This window comes from Pseudoxanthomonas sp. G3, from assembly GCF_057654715.1.
Map to the genome: position 1 here is coordinate 2,713,399 of NZ_CM172805.1, position 16,198 is coordinate 2,729,596.

14 protein-coding genes are annotated in these 16,198 nt (G+C 68.3%); 8 read left to right on the forward strand and 6 right to left on the reverse strand.

Annotation, left to right across the window (positions count from 1 at the left end):
* Positions 1-10: 10 nt before the first annotated feature.
* From AC23D6_RS12845 to AC23D6_RS12855, 3 genes are all read right to left on the reverse strand, one after another.
* Complete coding sequence (locus AC23D6_RS12845; RefSeq protein ID WP_487749640.1) at positions 11-640, reverse strand: GNAT family N-acetyltransferase; 630 nt, start codon at positions 638-640, stop codon at positions 11-13.
* Positions 637-2,145, reverse strand: coding sequence for an oligosaccharide flippase family protein (locus tag AC23D6_RS12850; RefSeq protein ID WP_487749641.1), 1,509 nt, complete (start codon positions 2,143-2,145; stop codon positions 637-639). Before AC23D6_RS12850 ends, AC23D6_RS12845 begins: the two co-directional genes overlap by 4 nt.
* 88 nt (positions 2,146-2,233) lie before the next feature.
* A complete protein-coding gene (locus AC23D6_RS12855; protein ID WP_487749642.1) occupies positions 2,234-3,268 on the reverse strand; it encodes an acyltransferase family protein in 1,035 nt (344 codons plus the stop codon).
* 92 nt (positions 3,269-3,360) lie between these two features.
* Here AC23D6_RS12855 and AC23D6_RS12860 point away from each other — a divergent pair, with 92 nt between their 5' ends.
* From AC23D6_RS12860 to AC23D6_RS12870, 3 genes are read left to right on the forward strand one after another with little or no spacing between them, the layout of a single operon-like run.
* Positions 3,361-4,548 (forward strand): glycosyltransferase, encoded by a 1,188-nt coding sequence (locus tag AC23D6_RS12860; RefSeq protein WP_487749643.1) that lies wholly within the window; start codon positions 3,361-3,363, stop codon positions 4,546-4,548.
* Positions 4,549-4,602: 54 nt separating this feature from the next.
* On the forward strand, positions 4,603-6,564 hold the full coding sequence (asnB, locus tag AC23D6_RS12865) for an asparagine synthase (glutamine-hydrolyzing) (protein ID WP_487749644.1): 1,962 nt from the start codon (positions 4,603-4,605) through the stop codon (positions 6,562-6,564).
* Positions 6,565-6,599: 35 nt separating this feature from the next.
* Positions 6,600-7,544 carry a methyltransferase domain-containing protein gene (locus tag AC23D6_RS12870; protein WP_487749645.1) on the forward strand — a complete coding sequence of 315 codons (945 nt, stop codon included), beginning with the start codon at positions 6,600-6,602 and terminating at the stop codon, positions 7,542-7,544.
* An 8-nt stretch (positions 7,545-7,552) separates the two neighbouring features.
* On the opposite strand, the gene AC23D6_RS12875 is transcribed toward AC23D6_RS12870, so the two are convergent.
* On the reverse strand, positions 7,553-8,785 hold the full coding sequence (locus AC23D6_RS12875) for a PQQ-dependent sugar dehydrogenase (protein ID WP_487749646.1): 1,233 nt from the start codon (positions 8,783-8,785) through the stop codon (positions 7,553-7,555).
* 140 nt (positions 8,786-8,925) lie between these two features.
* On the opposite strand from AC23D6_RS12875, the gene AC23D6_RS12880 reads away from it, so the two are divergent.
* The 4 genes from AC23D6_RS12880 to AC23D6_RS12895 are packed head-to-tail and all read left to right on the forward strand — an operon-like array spanning position 8,926 to position 12,750.
* On the forward strand, positions 8,926-9,180 hold the full coding sequence (locus AC23D6_RS12880) for an acyl carrier protein (protein WP_487749647.1): 255 nt from the start codon (positions 8,926-8,928) through the stop codon (positions 9,178-9,180).
* 19 nt (positions 9,181-9,199) lie between these two features.
* On the forward strand, positions 9,200-10,714 hold the full coding sequence (locus tag AC23D6_RS12885) for a class I adenylate-forming enzyme family protein (RefSeq protein ID WP_487749648.1): 1,515 nt from the start codon (positions 9,200-9,202) through the stop codon (positions 10,712-10,714).
* On the forward strand, positions 10,711-11,691 hold the full coding sequence (gene nadE / locus AC23D6_RS12890) for an NAD(+) synthase (RefSeq protein WP_487749649.1): 981 nt from the start codon (positions 10,711-10,713) through the stop codon (positions 11,689-11,691). The genes AC23D6_RS12885 and nadE overlap by 4 nt, the downstream gene beginning before the upstream one ends.
* A gap of 3 nt (positions 11,692-11,694) precedes the next feature.
* Entirely contained in the window at positions 11,695-12,750 is a 1,056-nt protein-coding gene (locus tag AC23D6_RS12895; RefSeq protein WP_487749650.1) for a GNAT family N-acetyltransferase, read from the forward strand.
* A 27-nt stretch (positions 12,751-12,777) separates the two neighbouring features.
* Here AC23D6_RS12895 and AC23D6_RS12900 read toward each other — a convergent pair whose 3' ends face one another.
* On the reverse strand, positions 12,778-13,812 hold the full coding sequence (locus AC23D6_RS12900) for a polysaccharide deacetylase family protein (protein ID WP_487749651.1): 1,035 nt from the start codon (positions 13,810-13,812) through the stop codon (positions 12,778-12,780).
* Between AC23D6_RS12900 and AC23D6_RS12905 the strand changes: the two genes are divergently transcribed.
* On the forward strand, positions 13,799-14,713 hold the full coding sequence (locus tag AC23D6_RS12905; RefSeq protein WP_487749652.1) for a glycosyltransferase: 915 nt from the start codon (positions 13,799-13,801) through the stop codon (positions 14,711-14,713). The genes AC23D6_RS12900 and AC23D6_RS12905 overlap by 14 nt on opposite strands.
* Before the next feature lie 31 nt (positions 14,714-14,744).
* Here the strand turns inward: AC23D6_RS12905 and AC23D6_RS12910 are convergent, their stop codons facing one another.
* A complete protein-coding gene (locus AC23D6_RS12910; RefSeq protein ID WP_487749653.1) occupies positions 14,745-16,142 on the reverse strand; it encodes a TIGR03013 family XrtA/PEP-CTERM system glycosyltransferase in 1,398 nt (465 codons plus the stop codon).
* Between the last annotated feature and the right edge of the window lie 56 nt (positions 16,143-16,198).

The following is a 16,198-nucleotide window of genomic DNA, read 5'->3' on the forward strand; positions in this document are numbered from 1 at the left end:
CGTGTGAGGCTCACGCGATCTGCGCGTGATGCCAGGCGATTTCTTCGGCGGACATGCGCAGGTGCGTCTGATCCGGTCGGAGTTGTGCGGGCGACGGCAGGCCTTCCGGCGGCAGGCTGCGCCACCATCGGCTGCTGCCGACACGCAGGCTGCGCACCGTGGCGAAGCGGCTGAAGCCCATGGCCGCATGCGCGCGCAGCGACGGCCGGTTGGAGACGCTCACATCCGAGAAGTACTCCATCGGCGTGGACTCCACCGTCATGCCGACGCCCATCATCGCGAGCAACAGGCGGCGCCCACGCCGCTCGGGCACGACGAACGCGTCGCGCAGCCATACCTGGGTTTCGTTCAACGGAATCTGCCAGGCGAATTCGTCCATGTAGCGGGGCACACCGTGCAGCGCCCAGAACCAGGCGACCAGCCGTTCGCCTTCCTCGATGGCGAAACAGCGCATGCCGTGGTCATAACGACGCTGCAGGCGCTCCGGCTTGCCGGACATGCCGTTGGCGCGATAGGCCTGGACCAGGCGTGCCTTGTCGCTTTCGCGCATCTCCAGGAAACGCTGGTCGTCGGCGAGCGGCAGCTGGCAGCTGGTCGCCGCGCGCCGGCGCAACAGCGCGATGGCGTTGAATTCGATCATGACGTGCCTTCCCCTTGCCGCGTCCTTAGCCCGGGGATCCGCAAGCGCGACATCCCGATGCCTGCCAGCGCGTCCCCGACCAGGCCGCGCGCGAATCCCCACAGCCCCACACCATACACAACCACACCGACCGATACCTCGGTGACCAGTCGCCATGGCGCGGCCATTGCCGAGCCCAGCGCACCGCGCCACGCCAGCACCGCGAGCACCATCACCGCGCTCGCCAACGCGATGCGCAACAGCGCGCTGCCCAGTCCACGCAGGCTAAGGCCATCGATGCGGCAGGCTTGCACCGTCAACCCCCATTGCACCAGCGCCGCCACGCCGATCGCCGCGGAGGCCCACAGTACGCCGCCCTTCGACAGCGACCACAGCGCCGCGATCAGTGCCGCCATCGTCGCGACTTCGATCCACATCAGGCGGTGGTTGCGCGCGTGCGCGGCCAGGAAGGCCGAGAGGATGAAACTGCCCGACCCCGGTAGCGACGCGATCGCCAAGATGCTCAGCAGCGGCGCCACTTGCGCCCAGGTAGGTGGCAGCAGCGCGTCCACCAGTGTCGGCGCGCACACCGCCAGGCCGGCCGACATCGGGAACAGCACCAGCGCGGTGAAGGTCAACGCGCGCACCATCAATGCCGGCCGCTCGGCGGGGTCTGCACGCACCACGGCCGGCATCATCACCGTGCCGATGTGGCCACCCACGTAGACCGCGGGCAACTGCGCCAGGTTGAACGCCAGGCCATAGCTGCCGGCATCGTGTGCGCCGACCAGGCGCAGCATCAACGGCTTGTCCCAGTAGCGCGCGCCTTCGCTCAACACCACTTCGCCGGTGATCGGCGCGCCGAAACGCAGCAGGTCGCGCAGGCGCGCGAGCGGAATCCTCACCGGCGCCAGCCAGCTGCGCAGGCCGGTCGCCGACACGGTGACGGCGGCGATGACCGTCGATTGCGCGATGAAGGCGAGGATCATCGACTGCCCGCCCAGCGTCGTCGTGCTGACCAGGGTCACCGCCACGATGGCGTAGACGATGTCACCGAGCGCGGTGCCGGCGGCGATGCGGCCGAAGCGCAACTCGCGGGCAAGGAGCTTGTCGGGGATCGCACCGATCCGGCGGATGCCGATGCCGAGCAGCGCGCCGGGCAGGTACTCCGCCACGCGCGGCGCCTGCAGCCACGCGGCGAGCGCCGGCGCGGCGAACCACAGGCCCACGATCATCAGCAGCCCGGCGATCAGGTAGACGACGCTGGCAGCGAAGACCGCTTCGCGGCCCTGGTCGCCCTTCACCACCACGTACTGGCCACAGCCCCATGCCGCCACCCAGTTGCCGGTCAGCGCGATGACGGTCGCCACGGTCACCTCGGCGACGATGTCAGGCGTCAGGTGGCGCGCGACCAGCAGCGTGCCCACCAGACCGACGGCACGTCCCAACAGGCCGCCGACGATGCCGTAGGCAGCGGAGGAAGCGACCCTGGCGAACAGGCCGTGCGTGGCGGCGTCGGCGGTCATGCGCGACCGGTATCGGAGCGGTGGGGCAAGCGGATGTCCTTGTCGGCAGCAGCTCGGGACGCGACGTGCGCCGCTTGGCAAGCTTGCCTCATCGGTTGGCCAGCGTGTGCATGCGGGTCGCCTTCCAGTTGCCGCGGATCCATTCCATGGCCGGCCGTTCGACCAGCCGGTGCAGCAGCGTGGCCAGCGCCAGCGAGACCGCGGCCGCGCCCACGCAGGCCAGCCAGGCCGGCACGCCCGCGCGTTCCAGGTGATGGATCACGACGAAGCCGATGGCCTGGTGGACGAGGTACAGCGTGTACGAGATCGCCCCCAGGAACGCGAAGAACCGGGTATCCAGGAATGCCAGCTTGCCGCGGATGAACAGCGTGAAGATCCCGCAGCACACCAGCGCCACCGGCAGGAAGATCGGTCGCTCGCCGATGGCGATGGCGAGCAGCGCACACAGCAGCATCGTCAGGTTGAGCCGCCATTCCGACGGATAGCGGTGCAGGCGGTAGAACAGGATGCCGATCGCGAAGAACGGGATGAAGCGCAGGATCATCAGTTCCCGCACCCAGTACGAGAAATGCCAGTGGTACTTCTCGCACAGGCCTTCGATGGTCGCCAGCACCAGCCAGCCGCCGATGATCCAGTGGATCCGCTTCAGCTGCCCCAACACGTACCAGAACAGCATCTGCACGTAGAAGAACAACTCGATCTGCAGCGTCCAGTAGGAACCATCCAGGTGCTCCGCGCCCAGGATCTCTTGCACCATGGTCACGTTGAGCAATGCCTGCCCGGCGGGCAGCTGCTGCAGCGGCAGGCCTGCGGTGTAGACCACGCAGGCGGTCAGCAGCACCGCCACCCAGTACGCCGGGAACAGGCGGGAGAACCGGGACACCACGAAATCCGCCGCGGTGCGGGTACGCTCCAGCGTCATGAAGATCACGAAGCCGCTGATCAGGAAGAACAGGTAAACGCCGTACTTCCCCGCCAGTAGGTCCACCGGCATGCCCTTGGCATGGCCGATCTGCTCCTCGTAACGCGTTGTGAAGTGGTAACCCAGCACGGCGACCGCGGCGATACCGCGCAGGGCATCCAGTTCCACCATCCGCGAGGGCGAAGACGTTTCGTGACCCACCCTATCCCCCTGCATCGGCATGACTCGGCTTTTACAACGCCAACCACGCCATGCGGCGGACAGTCCGGCGCCGCCATCACTCCGGTCCCCGCATGCGCATCCTGATCGTCACCTCCCAGTTTCCGATCGCCGGGGAACCGAATCGCGGCCGCCCGGTGTACCAGACCGTGCGCGAGCTCTCGCGCCTGGCCCAGGTGAAGGTACTCAGCCCCATCGCCACCTACCCGCGCTGGGCGCAGCCGCGCAGCTACCTGTACCGCGCCGCCGACGCCGGCCAGGTCGCGCCGGGCTGCGACGTGGACTACGTCACCTACCCCGCCCTACCCGCGGTGAGCCGCCCGTTCAACGGCCACCTGTGCGCGCAGGCGCTGGCGCGGCCGGTGCGGGCCTTCGCGCCTGACGTGGTGCTGGCCTACTGGCTTTACCCGGACGGCTATGGCGCGATGCGCGCCGCGCGCGCGGCCGGGGTGCCGTTCGTGGCGGGCGCGCGCGGTTCGGACCTGCGCGTGCGCGATGCGATCAGTCGCCGCCTGACCCAGCCGGTGGTGCGCGCCGCGCAGCGCCTGTTGGTGGTCAGCGAAGACCTGGGCCGTGTGGCGGTGAACCAGTACGGCGCGGACCCGGAGCGCGTGCGGGCGATCCCCAACGGCTGCGATGCCGCCCTGTTCCACCCCGGCGACCGCCGCGCCGCGCGCGATGCGCTCGGGCTGCCGCAGGAGGCAGACATCGTCCTCTATGTCGGCCGCCTGGTGCCGGAGAAGGGTCTGCGCGAACTACTGCACGCCACGCGCCGGCTGGCCGCCGCGCGGCCGCAGGCCCGGGTCGTGTTCGTCGGCGACGGCCCGATGCAGGCCGAACTCGCGGCGGTTCTGGTCGCCGAGCCCGGCCTGCCGTTGCACTTGGCTGGCAGCCAGTCCCCCGCGGAGGTCGCGCGCTGGATGGTTGCCTCCGACCTGGTGACCCTGCCGAGCTATTCCGAAGGCCATCCCAACGTGCTGGTCGAGGCGCTGGCCTGCGGTCGCCCGGTGGTGGCCACGTCGGTGGGCGGCATTCCGGAAGTGGTCGATGCCGCCAGCGGCCTGCTGGTGCCGGCCCGCGATGCGGATGCGCTGGCCGACGCGCTGGCGCAGGCGCTCGACCGGCAGTTGGACGAAGCGGCGCTCGCACAACGTTTCTCCCGCGACTGGCAGCAGGTGGCGCGGGACACGCTGCAGGCCTGCGAGGACGCGGTCGCCGGCACACGGACGGCGCGCACCGGCTACGCGGCCGATTCGGCCTGACACCAACACGGACACGGACAGGGGATACGGCACATGTGCGGAATCGCGGGTTTCATGGGTCCCGACGTCGTCTCGGCCAGCGCGCGCGATGCGCTGGAGCGGATGATCCATCCGCTGGCACATCGCGGGCCCGACGGTTTCGGCTTCCACGCCGCACCCAGCATCGGCCTGGCGCATGCGCGCCTGTCGATCATCGACCTGTCGACCGGCGACCAACCCATCCACAACCCGCGCCGCACGGTGTGGACCGTCTTCAACGGCGAGATCTTCAACTTCGTCGAACTGCGGCAGATGCTGGAAGCCAAGGGCCACCGGTTCTACACCCACTCGGACACCGAAGTGATCGTGCACCTGTACGACCGCTACGGTGAGGATTTCGTCCAGCACCTCAACGGCCAGTTCGCCATCGCGCTGTGGGATAGCGAACGACAGCGCCTCGTGCTCGCGCGCGACCGCGCCGGCATCCGCCCGCTGTACTACACGCGTCAACGCGGGCGCCTGTGGTTCGCCTCGGAAGTGAAGTCGCTGCTGGCCGTGCTGCCGGAATGCGCGCACCTGGAACCGCAGGCCCTGCTGCAGACGCTGACGTACTGGGCGCCGGTCGATCCGGAAACGCTCTACCAGGGCGTGCAGAGCCTGCCGCCGGGCCATGTGCTCTCGGTGGAGCGCGATGGCCGGCAGCATCTGCGCCGCTACTGGGACTGGACCTTCCCCGATGCGCAGGACACGTCGCCCGCGCGCTATCCGCTGACGCTGGAACAGGCCACCGCCGAACTGCGCGAACTGCTGGTCGACGCCGTGCGCCTGCAGTTGCGCGCCGACGTGCCGGTAGGTGCCTACCTCAGCGGCGGCCTGGATTCGTCCGGCATCGTCGCCCTGATTCGCGGCTTCACCGATACGCCGGTGCGTACGTTCTCGGTGGCGTTCGAAGACGGCGAGTTCGACGAAAGCGAATACCAGCAGGCGATGGTGCGGCACCTCGGCACCGAGCACACCACGCTGACCTGCACCCGCCGCGACATCGGCGAAGCACTGCCGCGGCTGATCCGCCACACCGAGACGCCGGTGCTGCGCACCGGGCCCATTCCGCTGATGCTGCTGGCCGGCAGCGTGCGCCGCCACGGTTACAAGGTGGTGCTAACCGGCGAAGGGGCCGATGAGGTGTTCGGCGGCTACGATCTGTTCAAGGAAGCGAAGATCCGTCGCTTCTGGGCGCGCCAGCCCGGTTCGAAGATGCGTCCGCGCCTGCTGGAGAAGCTGTACGGTTACCTGCAGCACTCCCCGGTGAGCAACCCGGCGTTCGCGCAGTCGTTTTTCGGCCAGGGCATGGAGCACCTGCACCGGCCGATCTTCGCGCACGTGCCTCGCTGGACCACGTCGCAGCGCGCACTCGCGTTCCTCTCGCCGGACCTGCGCGCCACCGCCACGCGCTGGGATGCGCTGGACGCCTACGAGCAGACGCTGCCCCCGGACATGGCGCGCTGGAGCGACCTGGCCCGCGATCAATACGTCGAAGCGAAATCGCTGCTGGCGGGCTACCTGCTGTCGTCGCAGGGCGACCGCGTGGCGATGGCGAACTCGATCGAAGGCCGCTTCCCGTATCTCGACCATCGCGTCATCGAATTCGCCAACCGGCTGCCGCCCAGTTTCAAGATCCGAGGCATGACCGAGAAGTACCTGCTGCGGCGCGCGCTGGCCGACCTGCTGCCGCCGGACATCGCGCAACGGACGAAGCAGCCGTACCGCGCGCCGGACAGCCAGAGCTTTTTCTTCGATGGCAAGCCGCTGGATTACGTGGCCGACCTGCTGTCGCCCGAAGCGATCCGCGAGGCGGGCTATTTCGACGCCGCAGCGGTCGGACGACTGGTGGAGAAGTGCCGACAGGGGCGCGCCACCGGCTTCGGCGACAATCAGGCGTTCATGGGCGTGCTGTCGACGATGCTGGTGCACCGGCAGACCGTGGAGGCGCGCTTGGCGCCGGCCACTGCCGCACAGGCCTCCGGGGCGATCGCGTAACCACCTGCCGCGCGGCAGATCGAGGGGATCAAGGCATGGATTGGCGGGTCAAGGGCATCATCCAGAAGGTTCTCGGCGGGCTGCCGGGTGGGCACGCGCTGCATTTCCACCTGCAGCGGCGCTTCGGCGGCCTGCGCGATTTCGATGGCGAACTCGCGAGCAAGGTGGACGACTGGGAAATCATGGTCGGCCACCTGCGCGATGCAGGCGTCGTGCTGCCGGGCGTGCGCGCCTTCGAGATCGGGACCGGCTGGTATCCCACGTTCCCGTTCGCCTGCTATCTGGCGGGTGCGGCGCGCGTGACCACGTACGACCTCAACCCGCACCTGCGCATGGACCTGACGATCCGGTGCGCGGAAGTACTGGGTGGATTTCTCGAGCGCATCGCCACGGTGGCGGGCACGCCGCTGGCGGAGGTCGAGGGCCGTCATCGGCGGCTGCTCGATGCCCTGCGAAAAGGCGCGAACCTCGAGACGGCCAGTGAGGGCGTGATCCACTACCGCGCGCCTGCCGATGCCACCCGCAGCCAGCTGCCGGACGGCGATGTCGACGTGGTGTTCTCCAACAGCGTGCTGGAGCACGTGCCGCCGGAAGTCATCGACGCGATGTACGCCGAGTCGATGCGCGTGCTGTCGCCGCGCGGGGTGATGTTCCATTCGGTGAATTGCGGCGACCACTACGCCTACGTGGACCGCAACGTCCACCAGCTGAACTACCTGCGCTACTCCGACGAGGAATGGCAGCGCTGGAACAACGCCTTCCTCTACCAGAACCGCCTGCGCGCGCACTGGTTCGTCGACGGCGCGCGCCGGCATGGCTTCGACATCGACCTCGATACGCGCACCACGCGAGCGGAACGGATGAAGCAGCTGGCCGCCATGCCGGTGCATCCACAGTTCGCGGATGTGCCGGCCGAACAACTCTGCATCACCAGCGTGGACTTCATCGCGCGCAAGCCGGCATCGGCAGCGGCCGGCTGAAGATCGCGCTAGGGAGCGCCTGCCACCGGCGCTGCGGGCGCAACCCCCGCTTCGGGTGCCGGTGCGGGGGCGATACGCAGCAGCTTGCCGTCAGGCGCAGGCGCATCCACGAGCACATAGAGCGCACCATCCGGGCCTTGCCGCACGTCGCGGATGCGCTGGTTGCGATCCAGCAGCAGGCGCTCCTCGTGCACGACGCGGTCGCCGTCCAGTTCGAGCCGGATCAGCGCCTTCGACGCGAGTGCGCCGAGGAACAGGTTGCCCTTCCACCCCGGCAACGCATCGCTGGTGTAGAACGCCATGCCGCTGAGGCCGGGCGACTTCATCCACACATGGTGCGGTGGTTCCATTCCCGGCGCGGCGTTGCCCTGCGAGCCCGGCACCGGACGCCCGCTGTAGTCCACGCCATGCGTGACCACCGGCCAGCCGTAGTTGAGGCCGGCCTTGGGCAGGTTGAGTTCGTCGCCCCCCATCGGGCCATGCTCGGTAGCCCAGAGCTGGCGGGTGACCGGATGCAGCGCGGCGCCCTGCACGTTGCGATGGCCGTAGGACCAGATCTCGCCCCGTGCGCCGGCCTTGGCCACGAAGGGATTGTCGGCCGGCACCGTGCCATCGGCGTTGATGCGCACGATCTTGCCGGAAAGCTTGTCCAACTCCTGCGCGGTGGCCGCACCCACGCGATTGTCGCCGTGAGTCACGAACAGATGGCCCTCGTCATCGAAGACCAGCCGCGCGCCCACGTGCGTGCCGTGCGAAAGTTTCGGTTCCTGCCGGTAGACGACGGTCGCATCGACCAGCGCATTGCCCTGGAGCTTCCCGCGTACCACCGCGGTCCCGGCCTTGTTGCCGCGGAAGGTGGGTTCGGCGAAGGCCAGGTACACCAGGCCATCGGTGGAGTAACCGGGGGACAGGGCGACATCGAGCAGCCCGGCCTGGCCGTCGACGAAGATTTTCGGCAACCCGTCGACGGGCGCCGACACCTGGCCATCGGCTCCTATCTTGCGTAGTCGACCCGCGCGTTCCGTAACGAGCATTCCGCCATCGGGCAGGAACGCCATCGACCACGGATGGTCCAGGCCTACGATCTGTTCGGAGACCACGAACGCCTGTTTTTCCGAGGCGTACGCCCTCGGCGAAGGATCCTGCACGGCACGCGGCGGCGCGGCGGGTTCCGCCACCGGCGCGTTCTGCCGGCAGCCGGCCAGCGCCACGAGGGCCAGGATCAGGAACGGTGCACGCATCGTGGACTCCCGTCGGTGACGTCGGGCGGCGATGGTAGCACCGGGAATGTCCGCCCTGCCCCCCCCTTCCCGCTTGGCCGGTGAACGTCCGAACCGCCGTTCATCTGGACAGCAACGGAACAGGAAATGCCGGGGACACCATGCCGCAGAAGCAACAGATCAAAGCCTTCATCCTGCAGAACTTCCTCTTCTCGGACGATCCTGCCGCTGTGGGCGACCAGGACTCGCTGATCCAGGGAGGCATCATCGATTCCACCGGCATCCATGAGCTGGTCTTCTTCCTGGAAGACGCGTTCAAGCTGCAGATCGCAGCCGAGGAAATGACGCCGGCGAACTTCGATTCGATCCAGACCGTCGACGCGTTCGTTTCGCGCAAGCTCGCCGTCGCTGTCTGAGCGCAGCCACCGCCTGCCGATGGAGCGCCTGACCGCCCGCCTCGCCCGGAACGCTCGCAGCGCCCCTCAGCGCATCGCGATGATCGACGGCGCGCGGACGATCACGTACGCGGACTTCTGGGCACAGGCGTGCGGCTTCGCCCGTTACCTGCGCCGCGCCGGCCTGCAACCGAAGGACCGCGTGGCGCTCGTGCTGCCGAACCGCATCGAGGCCGCCGTCGCGATCTACGGCACGTGGCTGGCTGGCGGCGTGGTCACGCCGCTCAATGCGCAGGCGCGCTCGCGCGACTTCGGCCCGTGGCTGCGGCACGCTGGCGCGCGCTTCGTCGTGCAGGAAGCCGGCCACCGCGACATGGACCAGACGCTCGCCCAGTGGGAGGGCGCTGCGCCCGCTCCGTTGGCGATCGAACTCGTCCCGGAAACGGCCTTGCCGCAGGTGGACGGCGACGACACGGATTTCGCGACTGACGGCGATGCCGACGCGACGCTGGCGCAACTGCTTTACACCTCCGGCACCACCGGCGACCCCAAGGGCGTGATGCTCAGTCACGCGAACGTGGCGGCGAACACCGGGGCGGTGATCGCCTATCTCGCGCTTTCGGCCGAGGATACGGTGGTCAGCGTGCTGCCGTTCTACTACGCGTACGGCGCATCGGTGCTGCATACCCACCTGGCCAGCGGCGCGTGCATCGTGCTGGGGCCGAGCATGGTCTTCCCGATCCAGGTGCTGGATGCGATCCAGCGCCATCGCGCGACCGGCTTCTCGGGCGTGCCGTCCACCTTCGTGCTGCTGCTGGACATGCTGGAGCGCCGCGGCCACGACCTGGCTTCGCTGCGCTACCTGACCCAGGCGGGCGGTGCGATGGCATCCGCCGTCGCCGACCGCGTGCGCGGCCTGCTGCCGGACGCACGCCTGTTCCTGATGTACGGACAAACCGAGGCGACCTCGCGGATCAGCTGGCTGCCGCCCGAGCGCCTGGACGAGAAGCGCGGATCGGTCGGCATTCCCGTGCAGGACACCCACTGGCGCATCCTCGCCGAGGACGGCACCGCCGCCGGCGTCGGCCAGGGCGGCGAAATCTGCGTGCGTGGGCCGGGCATCATGCTCGGCTACTGGAACAACCCGGCCGCCACCCAAGCCGTGCTGCGCGACGGCTGGCTGCACACCGGCGACCTCGGCTACGTGGACGCGGACGGCTACCTGTTCCTGCAGGGCCGTCGCAGCGACATGATCAAGACGGGCGCGCACCGCGTACACCCCACCGACGTGGAAGAAGTCATCGCCGAACTGCCCGGCATCCGCGAAGTGGCGGTGGTCGGGGTCGACGACGACGCGCTCGGCCAGGTCATCAAGGCCTTCGTCGTCGCCGACGAGGTGCTGCCGCGCGCGGAAGACCGCATCAAGGCGCACTGCCGCGCGCGCCTGGCCGCCTACAAGATCCCCCGACTCATCACCTTCGTCGATGCCCTGCCGCGCACTGCGTCCGGCAAGGTCCGACGTGTCCAACTGACGGAGCAGACCGCAAGCCCATGAGCCAGCTCGATCACCACGTCCTCGACATCGACTACCAGAGCGAAGCCGACCGCATCGCTGCGCGCCTTCGCGAGATCACCGCGCGCCAACTGCACCGGCGCGGCCTGGTGGTCGCGATCTCCGGCGGCATCGACAGCTCGGTCAGCGCCGCGCTCGCGGTGCGCGCGTTGGGGCCCGACCGCGTGTTCACGCTGATCCTGCCCGAACAGGATTCCTCCGACGACAGCGCCGCGCGCGCGCGCATCCTCGCCGAGCACCTGGGCGTGCGGACCGAAACGGTGGACATCGCCCCCGCGCTGGCGGCGATCGGCTGCTACCGCGCCCGCGACGAAGCCGTGCGCAACACCCTGCCCGAGTACGGCGATGGCTGGAAGTTCAAGATTGTCATCGACGGCGGCACCGAAGGCCGCATCAATCGCTTCCGCCTGATCGCGCAGTCGCCGGACGGCGCCATGCACGAGCGCGACCTCGCGCTGGCCGACTACCTGACCATCGTCGCCGCGACCAATTTCAAGCAGCGCATCCGAAAGACACTGGAGTATTTCCACGCCGATCGCCTGAACTACGGCGTCGTCGGCACGCCGAACCGGGTCGAATACGACCAGGGCTTCTTCGTCAAGAACGGTGACGGCTCGGCCGACGTCAAGCCGATCGCGCACCTTTACAAGTCGCAGGTCTACGGCATGGCGCGCCACCTCGGCCTGCCGGAGCGCGTCTGCGCGGCGATTCCCACCACCGACACCTACAGCCTGAGCCAGGGCCAGGACGAGTTCTACTTCGCCCTGCCGTACCAGCAGATGGACCTCGCGATCTGGGCGCTCAACCACGATCGCCCGGCCAGCGAACTCGCCATCGCCCTGGGCATCACGCCGGCACACGCGCAGGCCGTCTACGACGACATCCGCAACAAGCGCCGGACTACGAAGTACCTGCACATGGCGCCGGTGCTGGCCGGCGACGTTCCCGAACTGGACTGAGCGATGAACGCCATGCCCACCCCGCCGCAGTACCTCGTGGAAGCCGGCGATCCGGCGCGCGATCGCGAGACGGTGCTGTCGTTGTGGCGTGGCAATCTGGGCCAGGACGCCCGGATGACGGCAAAGTACGAGTGGTTCTACCTGCGGTGCCCGCATGGCGAGCCGCTGCTCCAGCTGTTGCTCGACGTCCCGGGCGAGGCGCACGTGGGCACTGCGTCCGCCGGTCGTCGCCGCCTCGTGTGGCGGGACCGCGAACTTCGTGCCGGCGTGCTGGTCGACCTGGCGGTGCTGCCGCAGCACCGCTCCCTGGGTCCGGCGCTGATGCTGCAGCAGGGATTGATCGCCGCTGCCGACGCATCGCTGGACGTGCTGTACGGCTTTCCCAATCCCAAGGCTGCGCCGGTGTTCAAGCGGATCGGATATGCGCAACCCGCGCATCTGGTCCGCTACGCGCGCGTGCTGCGCCATGCCGGCTATCTGCGCGGCCGCGTGCCGGGCTGGCTGACCCGGCCCGTCGGCTGGGCCGCGGACGTGGCGATCGCCTGCCGCGATGCCTTCGTGCGCCTTCGTGGCCCCGCGCTCTGCTCCGCTTGGGCGGACCATGCCGACGCACGCATCGACGCCGTATGGGCAGAATCGCCCAAGGATGACGGGGTGATGGCGGTGCGTGACGTCGCCCATCTGCGTTGGCGCTTCGATGAATCCCCGCTGGCGACCACGCGCTACCTGCTGGTGAAGCGCGAGCAGGATCGCGCGTTGCTGGCCTGGTTCGCCGTGCAGCGCATCGACGGCACCTTGCACGTGCGCGATTTCTGGTCAGTGGACGGCGCACACGGCATGGCCGCAGCGCATGTCGGCGAATTGCTGCACGCGGCGCGCAAGCTGGGCTGCAGCGCGGTCTCGGTGGAAATCTGCGCACCGGACGCGCAGCGCGCGGGCTGGCATGCAGTCCATTTCGTGGAACGCGGCCGCCGTCCGGTCTTCATGCGTTGGACCTCGCCGGACGCGGCCTTCGCGTCCGCGCCGATCTTCCTCACCTCGGCCGACGAAGACGAATGACGCAAGGCCCCGCGATGCGGGGCATGATCAGGCCAGGCGGCGCGCCTGCCGACGGAACAGGTACAGCGCCAGCAAGTCGTCGCGGAAACGGCCCCGCGCATCCACCACGGTATCCGTCTCGAAACCGGTGCGTCCCAGTAGCCAGCCCACGCCGGCTGCGGTCGGGTTCAGTACGGGCACGCTGGTGAATACCAGCTCGTAACCCGCCTCGCGCGCGCGCTGGGCGATGCCCGCATCGAACGAGCCGTGCGGGAACGACATGGATTCTGCATTCGCCTGCGCCTGCCCCAGCTGCTGCGCCAGCGATGCACGCGCACCCGACAATTCCGCATCCAGGTCGGGCGCGAGCTTCATCGGCGTATGCGTCTTGCCATGCAGGCCCAGCGCAACGCCGCCGGCCTGCAGGCGCCGCAACTCGTCCACCGTAACCATGTGCCGGTGGCCATCGTCGAGTTTGGCCATGAAGGGTGCGAGCACCTGATTTCTGACGTCGGCATCGAGCGCTTCCAGGCGCGCGATGACGGCGCGCAACGCGGTCAAAGACTCGTCGCCTGTCGCTGTCGCCCCGGCCTCGCCCGCAGGCAATGCGGCAGACAGTTCGCACACGGTCACCGCGCCGCGCCGCCAGGCCGCGATCAGCCGCTCCTGGAAGAACGGCTGGCGCGTGCCCACCGCATCGGCCACGACGAACATTAATGCGGGCAGGCCCGCCCGTTCCAGCGCGGGCAACGCATAGTCGGCGTTGTCGGCCCAGCCGTCGTCGAAGGTGATCAACAGCGCGCGCTTGGGCAGCGCCGCGCCCGCACGGCGCGACGCCAGCACCTGCTCCAGCGACACCACGTTGTAATGCCGGCGAAAAAAGGCCAGCGACTGCTCAAGCCATCCCGTGGCCAACGTGTAGTCCGGATCGCACGTGGTCCAGCGCGGATCGTCCGGACTCAGGGTACGATGGAACATCACGACGGTCAGGCTGTCCGCATTGCGCAGCCGGTGGTAGAGACCGAGCAGCCCACTGGTATAGAGCAGCTTCTTGGAGACGTCCTTCAGCATGGCGGCCCGCATCGAAGTTTCAGTGATTATACCGACGTACAACCGTCGGGACCTGTTGCCGCGCGCGCTCGATTCCGTGCTCGCGCAGACCATGCCCGTCGACGAGATCATCGTGATCGACGATGGCTCGACCGATGGCACCGACGACATGCTGCGTGCGCGTTACGGTGATCGCGTCCGCTACGTATGGCAACCGAACGCGGGCGTGTCCGCTGCGCGCAACCACGGGTTGCGGCTGGCGCAAGGGCGCTATCTGGCGCTGCTCGACAGCGACGATCTTTGGCTGCCCACGAAAACCGAACTTCAGGTGGCCTTTCTGGAGGCAAACCCCGATTTCGGCATGGTGGTGTGCGACGTGGAGCGTGTCGATAGCGACTATCGACACATCGACGTGTTCCGTCGGCGCGACACCCTGCGCGAGGATGGCTGGGTGTTGCGCTGGGTGCTGCACAACCCGGCCTTGGCGCCCGCTTCGGTGCTGATGCGCCGGGAGGTCGTCGAACAGCTCGGCGGCTTCGACGAGAGACTGCGCACGGCGGAAGACCTGGAGTTCCACCTGCGCGTCGCGCGTCATTGGAAGATCGGCGTGGTGGAACAGGCGCTCGTGCGCGCGATGCGTGGCCACGACGGCCTGTCCGCGGCCAACAGCACGTATGACGACTACGTGCGTGTGATGGAGGCGGCCATCGCCGGCGCGCGCGGCAGCGTCGACGACCGGGAACTGGACGAAGCACTCGCCGGCACCTACGCCCGGAATGCGCGCGGCATGCTGATCCGCGGCCGCTGGAAGGAAGGGGCCACGCTTGCGCGGCGTGCTTGGCGGCTGACCCGCGACGCGGACTTGCGCGGCCAGATCAAGGCGCTCGTGCCCTTCGGCATCAAGCGCCTGCTGCGGGGCCTCGTGCCTGGCTGATCCGGCGGCCCGGCACGTCGGCCGCGTACGCTCAGCGCGCACCACGGCCGAACAGCACCACTTCCACGGTCTGCAGCAGGATCATCAGATCGAACACCAGTCCGTGGTTCTTCACGTAGAAGAGATCGAATTTCAGTTTCTCTTCCGCATCGCGCACGGAAGCACCATAGGGATAGCGCAGCTGTGCCCAGCCCGTGAGGCCCGGCTTCACGCTGTGGCGCACGCCGTAGTACCGCACCTCGTCGTTGAGCATGTCCACGAAATGCGGCCGTTCGGGACGCGGACCGACGAAGCTCATGTCGCCGCGCAACACCGCGATGATCTGCGGCAACTCGTCCAAGCGCGTCTTGCGGATGATGCGGCCGACGCGCGTACTGCGATCGTCGTCCTTGCTGGCCCAGACCGCCACGCCGTTCTTTTCGGCGTCCACCCGCATGCTGCGGAACTTGGTCAGGGTGAAATGGCGCCCGCGTTCGCCGACGCGCGTCTGGCTGTAGAACACCGGCCCGCCTGATTCCAGCCACACAGCCAGGCCCACCAGGATCATCAGCGGCCAGCTCACCAGCAGCAGTACGCTGCCCGCGACGAGGTCGAAGAAGCGTTTGCTGAGGCGGCGCGGCGTGGAGTAATCGAAGCCGCCGGAGAACACCAGCCAGGACGGATCCACCGCATTGAGCTGGACCATGCCGGCCTCGCGCTCGAAGAAGCTGGACAGGTCGACGACCGACATGCCGCGCTGCACGCACAGCAGCATCTGTTCCATCGGCAGGCCGCCACGACGTTCGTCTGGCGCGATCACCAACTCGTCGATCTGCAGCCGTTCGGCAAGGTCGTGCAAGCCTTCTTCGCCCCGATGGATGAGCAGGTCTTCCCGCACCTGCACCGGCTGGCCCGGCACCGGTACGAAGCCCACCACGGTGAATGTGCGGCGATCCGAGCGGCGGCGCATGCAGGAATTGATGAGATCGGCGTTACGGCCGGCGCCTAGGATCAGCACGCGCTGCTTGAGTACGTCCGAATGGAACAGGTGCACCCACGCCACGCGCACCAGCACGATGCCCACCAGGCCGATGCCCAGCGAGATGGCCAACACGCCGCGCCCCAGATACGCCTGGGGCAACAGGTAATACAGGACCACCAGCGCGATGCCGCCGAACGCGAAGGACAGCGTCACGCGCAGCACGAAGTCCATCCGCGTGTGCCGTACATGCGTCTGGTAGAGCCCGAACGCCGTCATCGCACCGGTGATGGCCAGGGCCACGAGGACCGCGCGCCACGGCGTCTGCTCCAGGAACTTCACCTGGTATTCCGGCTCGGTGTGGAAGCGGATCCAGACCGCCGCCATCACGGCCGCGAACAGCACGACCACTTCCCCCAGCCACAGGAACCGGATCACCCGGTCCTTGCGGCTTTTGTGTGTTGCCTTCATCGACATCCCCCTGATGCGGCACGGCTCCCGGCTACCCCGCCAGGCCGCGCTACGTT